3 protein-coding genes and 1 pseudogene are annotated in these 6,840 nt (G+C 38.3%); 1 reads left to right on the top strand and 3 read right to left on the bottom strand.

Features of this window, described 5'->3' with window-relative positions:
• From H6G97_RS42100 to H6G97_RS42090, 3 genes and pseudogenes are all read right to left on the bottom strand, one after another.
• Nucleotides 1–603: pseudogene (locus H6G97_RS42100) on the bottom strand (hypothetical protein); the annotation flags it as partial.
• Between the two features lie 93 nt (nt 604–696).
• Nucleotides 697–2,085 carry a hypothetical protein gene (locus H6G97_RS42095; protein WP_190946501.1) on the bottom strand — a complete coding sequence of 463 codons (1,389 nt, stop codon included), beginning with the start codon at nt 2,083–2,085 and terminating at the stop codon, nt 697–699.
• A gap of 656 nt (nt 2,086–2,741) precedes the next feature.
• The gene (locus tag H6G97_RS42090) at nt 2,742–4,259 is read right to left on the bottom strand and encodes a helix-turn-helix domain-containing protein (RefSeq protein ID WP_190946500.1); all 1,518 of its coding nucleotides are present in this window, start codon (nt 4,257–4,259) and stop codon (nt 2,742–2,744) included.
• Between the two features lie 286 nt (nt 4,260–4,545).
• Between H6G97_RS42090 and H6G97_RS42085 the strand changes: the two genes are divergently transcribed.
• Nucleotides 4,546–6,402 carry a protein kinase domain-containing protein gene (locus H6G97_RS42085; RefSeq protein ID WP_190946499.1) on the top strand — a complete coding sequence of 619 codons (1,857 nt, stop codon included), beginning with the start codon at nt 4,546–4,548 and terminating at the stop codon, nt 6,400–6,402.
• The last annotated feature ends 438 nt before the right edge of the window (nt 6,403–6,840 follow it).

The following is a 6,840-nucleotide window of genomic DNA, read 5'->3' as shown; positions in this document are numbered from 1 at the left end:
AGGCAAGAGAGCGGCATTGCGAGAAGCAGCGTTCTTTCGACTTTTAAGCCTTAGCTTTTTCCCACGTTTTGCAAAAAGTACTTGTGCAATATCGGAAACGTTATAGCGCCGTGTAACTAGATTCAAAATACAGTTGGGAACATCGAAATAAGTAACACGGTTGGCTGTCTTGGGCGGTGACTCGTATTTAACTGGTTTACCTGTTTGCCAATCAAAGCGTGGAAAGTTGGGCTTAATTCTTCCCCATTCCATCGGTTGCCAGTTTTTGAATGGGTCAAGTGACTGAATCCACGTCCCACCTAGTAATAGGTGCTGATACATTTTGATGTATCCATCCGTGACCCGACCCCCATTCTTGCGTGGCAGTTTATCAGATATGAACAGGAAATCATAAACTGATTCTCCCTCTACATGGAAAAAGTTGCGCTTAATCAGCGCCGGATGAATGGCGCTACCAGCTAACAACTCATGGTATTGGGCAGCCGTGAGATTGTTTGGATATTCAGTTGGGTGTTCCCTCTGCTCAACTGATACCTTGCAATCTGGTTTAGGCTCAAAGAACTCTTTGTTGCCACCGTTAAGTGCATTTTTATTTGTATTCACATTTTTTCCTAAATTTTTCCATGACAATCTGGGCGACATTGCATCTATGCCGCAGTCATCAGTCATCAGTTATCAGTTGTCAGTTATCACTGTTCACTGTTCACTGTTTTTTCGGGCTTGTGTGATTAAATCTGTCTCTTGTGTAGTAAGTTCAGCCCAGTAGTCAGGTTTTATCACCTCGTATTTCTCAGCCACAGCCCAAAATTCCTGCCATGTAAACTCAATACGTCCAAGTACTTGCCTAATTTCCCTAATAGCCACAGGTAGCATCTGTAATTGCTCCGTCCTTGTTGCGACGGCTGACTGTGTGGGACTAGTACCCAAAATTATTGCCGCAGCTTCGAGCGCTTGGGTATTGTTCATGGCAACGCTTAGGTTTTTCAATGCCGTACCCATGAGGCGCAGACATTCAGTCGCATTTTCTTTCGGCGGTTCGGCTGCCAGAGTTCGCAAATCAATTGTTTTCTCCAGTGGTTGCTCTCCCTTCTTGTTTAATGCTTTAGCCCCAAGTTTAGTGTAAGTATTACCCCACTCTTGTAATTGATGTGGCTCAAAGGCGTTTTCCAAATCCCGAATGCGCTCTTTTAGCTGCTGGTTCTCAGTTTCCAACTGCCGTAGCGATTCCATCTCGTCTAAGCGCTGCTGCAACTGGATATTTTCCTCCTTCTGTTGCCTGTATAGGTTTTGCAGAGATTGGATTTGCTCACTTACTTGGGCTTCGGCTCTAGCCTTAACCTCTGCTTGTAGTCCAATCCTCAATTCCTGAGAGAGTCGCTCTAACTCTTGCTTATGTTGCTCTTTAAGTGCAGCGATCGCTTCAGCATATTCTTTAGGATATGTTCGCTCAGTCAAATCGGACACAATTGCGTCATTTATATCAGCATTGTTTACCAGCAGCCTTTCACCATCGTTGAAGGTGACAATCTGCTGGGAATTATTCGGTGCGTCTGCAACAATAACTCCCGATTGCCCATAACGGGGATGTTCTGGTGATGAAATTGTGATGGCATTTTTCGGAACCAATGGTTCCTGAAGGAATTGCTTTTTCTCTCTTGGCATTGGAGCAACAATATTAGCCGCAGCTGCGAAATCTGATTCACTAGGTTCTGGGTTTGATGACAAAGCCAGTCTTATCGCAGCAATAAGTTTTTCTGGTTCTTTGGCTAACCTCAAAAGAGGACGGGCTTGGCGCTCATTTTTAATCTGTGACCCCAACTCCCCTGCTGCAACAATAACTTTTGATGCCCCTAAGAGTTGATTTATACGTCGATAGCCACCATATACATGCAATTCGCCTTGGCAATATTGTTCAAAGTTTTTGTACCCAGCGATTCTGTACATCCGCTCGTCATGCATGAGGCGAACCTGTTGTACTGCTTGTAACTCAAATTGGTCTATGGTAGCAAAGGTGTCTTTGATATTGCTGTTGAGATCATTGTAATCAAGTGCTGATTTGGTTTCTTCTCTATTTAATGTCAGCATATTTCTCTCCCGTCATTAGCACAAGGAGAGGGGGTTGAAAAAAATTTTAATGTCACCTTAATCCCGACACCAAGGTGTATTGGGCATAAGTCATTTTTCACGATATTTTCCCCTGATAACTCGGTTTACAAGCTTCAGAGGGGGCTGTTGCGCTGCTAAAGATTTTTAACTACGAAATTCGGGTTTTTTCTTAATCAAGCTTAATATCTGGCCTATTTGAGGAATTTCATAGCCAAAATTACCACACAAAACTGGTGTGTTTGTATGGTTTCTCGTATAATACAAGAAGCAGCGTGGATTCAACTCTGTTGGACAAATTAGCAGTTAAGAAAGTCGGCAAACTAGGATAACTACTTGTTTTGTTCCTTCAAGAGCAAGCCCGCTCTGGAGTTATTCGATTTTAAGTTTGGGGCAGAACAGTTACTCCTTAGTAGCGTTTTGTCCCTTAAATTTTTGGTTTTGTTGTGTATTTACCTCCATTTTTGCTTCATCTAGTCAGTAACCTGATATTACAACTTCTTTTCGTTTAGTATCTAAGGTCATTTTGATTTCTTATTTTAAATCCTCCATGTTTACTAAAAAATATTTAACTAGGTAGGTAATCTTAAGCCTGTAATGCTTTCGTGTAGAGTATGATTACCTAACGATAAAAGCTGTTAAGATGCATTTGCTAATATTGGTAAAACATCAGATGTATGCACTAATCCTTGTGGATCTGTCAAAATATACTTTTTAATTACTGGTTGAACAGTAAAAGTAATTTCTTTCGTTATTGGATGTTTAATACTTTCTAGCAATGACAGATATTCAAGTTTTTCTAATGCTTTGACTAACTCTGAAGTTGATAAAGATATTTGATGCTTTTGCTTCATATTAGTTAATAGCTTAACAAAACTGATGGATTGAGAATTTGAAGCTATTTCATTTGCTAAATAAATCATAATTTGCCTTTGGATTTTACTTAGCACTTGACTGAACATCTTATCGAGCATCGCTTCAAGTTCACTGCTAACAAATGTAGTTTGGTTTTCAAAAAATATTTCAGTACTACCACCGAAAAAGTAGTTAATTCGTTCACCTACTGTTTCTAGTTCTAATGGATTACCACTATATTTTTTAATCAAATCATGACACTTTTGTTGATTAGTTAATCCTTGGGCAGCTAAAAGCTGCATTGCAGCATCTGCATCTAAACCTTTAATTTTGAGATACTGAATAGAGCGTTTAGCCCTTATTAGGCTATCGAATTCATTAGGAAAAACTCGGCCAGTTAGAAGCAAGCAACTTTGGTGCTGCTCTTCTAGTAAGCGACGAAAAAATGTTTCATACTCTAACCGTTGCTCAGAGCTATTTTTCTGAAATAATGTGTCAAATTCATCCAATACCAGCAGACAGCGACGGGATTGCAATTGCTTAATTAACACTGTAGTCCCTCCCTGGGTATACTCAGGAAAGGTTAATGAGGGTTCTACGGTTTGGATTTGTTCTACTAGTTCAGAAACTAAGTCCTGAATTAATGGTGCATGAGACACTGATTTCCATAAAAAGTAATCAAATCTAGGTTGAGATTTTAGGCTAAGTTCTGCTATTAACTTTGCAGCTAAAGCACTCTTACCAATTCCTGGCACTCCTATTAATGAAATACAACGCTGCTTGGTTACTAATTCTTCTAAATCAGCCAGTTCCTGCGCTCGTCCGTAAAAGTTAGATATATCAGGTGGTTGACCTCCAATAATTTGTAGAGAGTTGTCGGCAGAGGTTACTTTATTTTCACTTGATGCTGATTGAGTATCATACTTCCCTGGGGTTAATACTTCCAAAAAATTCTTTATATTCTTTTTGCAAACCCGTTCACCATTTCCAATGGTAGCGGACAGTACATCCCATAGTTGAGGAGCTAAACGCCGTTGTAAGTAATTAAGGCTATAAGGTGAGTTTTCTGCTATCTCCTCGTAATCACAATCATTCCATGTTCCCTTTAGGACGGTGATCTCAGCTTCAGATAAGCGTCTCCCTATCTTGGTAAACACTAGGTCGTCTACTACAACCAAGGCTTTTTCAAAAGTTACTATTTTAGAACAATACTGTTCAGTAAAGTTCCGTCCTGTTATGGTAGCCGAAGACAGGGAAGGATTTAGTGGTAAATTCAGCCTTTGTCCAGCATTAAAATCCATAACTATCCTTACGCCAATGGGCCAATAGATATTTTTAAGTCAAATTCCATAGCTAACTTTATTTTAATAACGTGTCATAACACACATAATCTTACTAGGCTTTTCCGCTTGTAATTACTTTTTTTGTGAAAGTAGCATACAAATTTTTAATATTGTTACTAAGCCATGAGTATACCTGAATATATGCCTGTAAGCCAGTTAGTGAGCCACTTAGCAATGAAATATTTAGTGAATTAGTTAATACACAGGAGCCAATTCCTGTCTGCTTTATATAAGTTTTCCAAATATGTTATGCTATTGTATCAATCCTTTTTGCGATAACCGTCAAAATCCTAATGACATTGAAAACTGTCTATCCTGTGGTACTTCGCTGCTTATCAACGACCGTATCCGCTTAGTTGAACCATTGAGAGAGCTTGCTGATAACCCATTTAATTATTTTGAAGTATTTGAAGTAGAGGACGCTAGTACTCAATGGAATCTTGGTAGTAAGCGGCGAGTTATGAAAGTTCTGAAATGGGATACCCCTAATTTAGTTAAGTTGATTGAGCATGAATCCCTGGCTTTGCAACTAATTCAGCATTCTAATATCCCCAAAAGCACTGTGGACGACTTTTTCACATTTATCCCTAAGAATAGTCGCTTAATATTACATTGCTTAGTTATGGATAAATTTGAGGGAGAAGACTTGGAGCAATGGATAGAATCTAATGGGCGGATTTCGCAATCTCTAGCATTAAAATGGCTTAAACAGTTAGTTGAAATTCTTGATACAGTACACCGTTCTGATTTTTTTCATCGAGACATTAAGCCTTCTAATATAGTTCTTCAGCCAAATGGTCAATTAGCACTAATTGATTTCGGTACTGCGCGACGATTAACTAATACTTACTTAGCTAAAGTAAGTGGAAGTGGGGGAACTGATAAAGGTAGAGGAGGGCGATATGAAGTTACTTCTGTTGTCACGCCTCATTATACTCCCTTGGAACAAATTAATGGTCAAGCAGTACCGCAATCAGATTTTTACGCTTTGGGTCGGACTTTTGTACAATTAGTTACTGGTATTAAACTGATGGATCTGCCAATAGATAATAAGACAGGAAATTTAATTTGGAGAAATAAAGCAACACATATTGACAAGCCTGTTGCTGCTTTTATCGATGAATTGATGGCTCAATTGCCAGGGCAACGTCCGCAAACTACGCGAGTAATTTTGCAGCGATTAGAAAAGCTGCCTCAGCAAATTAAAAATTATAGATTAGCTAATTCTAAAATATTTAAATTTAGCAAATATACATTAATGGGTTTATTAAGCATTTGGGGTATCTCTTTATCTATACCTCTAGCAGCTAATTATTTAGTAGCTCAAGGAGAGAGGGCTGAGGCAGCAAATGATTCTCAGAGCGCACAAGAGTTTTTTGACTCAGCTATAAAAATTAATCCTCAAGTTAAAAATTCTATTTCCCAATTTTATTTTGATAAAGCATCTCGTAGTACTCAAAAACTGCAAGATGCTAAAAAATATTATAAGTTATCGATAAACTATAATAATCAAGATGTAGACGCTTATAATAATTTAGCTTTTGTTTGCCAGCTATTAAATGAATTTGATTGTGTAACTATTAATTATGAAAAAGCTTTGAAGTTAAAGCCTGATAGTTGGGAAGGGCACTATGGTTTAGGAACCTTTTATGATGATCAAGGAAAAAAAAGTTTGGCAGAGAAGCAGTATGAGTTGTCTATAAAAATTAATAGTCAAGCAATTCCAGTTATCAATAATCTTTCCAGATTAAAAATTTTAAAAGGTAACTATAATGCGGCGATTGCTCTGGCACTACAAGGTTTACAAAATACTAAAGAACCAAAATTACAAGCTGCATTGTATAAAAATTTAGGATGGGCGAAATTACAGCAAAGGCAGTTAGGTGAAGCAAAGGAATATTTAGAAAAAGCAGAAAAGTTGGATGGTCAAAGAGCAGATATTTACTGTTTACTGGCACAAACTCAAGAAGCTTTGGGTGATAACGATAATTCCTGGCTTAACTGGGAAGCCTGCTTGGTACTTGAGTCTAAACAGCCAGAAGTTTTTCGTTGGCGTAAGGATGTATTACAAAGAATTAGGCTCAAGCGTTCTTCTCGCTAGAGCAGGGTAAGTCTATTCTAACAGGAGTTCAACATTTTTGAGGTAGAAACAAGTCTCGAAGCTATACAGGGTAAGTAAAATACACCAAAGGCTCAAAAAAGCTTGAAACCTAGATATATCAAGTAACTAGCCAAAACGATGTCAAACTATCTTTGTATATGCGCTTGAGAGTTTTTGTGGTTACTTCCTGCCTAAGTCTCGTTAAACCTATAAGAATCATATTTGATTTCTGAAAAAGACTAGGAGATAATACGGAGAGATAGTTTTGTCTAACAGCGAACAATGATAAACCAGCATCTACAAGCTAATATTGGGGAACTATAGGAATCATATTTGATTTCTGAAAAAGACTAGGAGATAATACGGAGAGATAGTTTTGTCTAACAGCGAACAATGATAAACCAGCATCTACAAGCTAATATTGGGGAACTACAAGAA

It is taken from the genome of Nostoc flagelliforme FACHB-838, assembly GCF_014698065.1.
GTDB lineage: Bacteria > Cyanobacteriota > Cyanobacteriia > Cyanobacteriales > Nostocaceae > Nostoc > Nostoc flagelliforme_B.
Note: the sequence above shows the minus strand (reverse complement) of the source record. Positions and strands in the feature narration are given on the sequence as shown.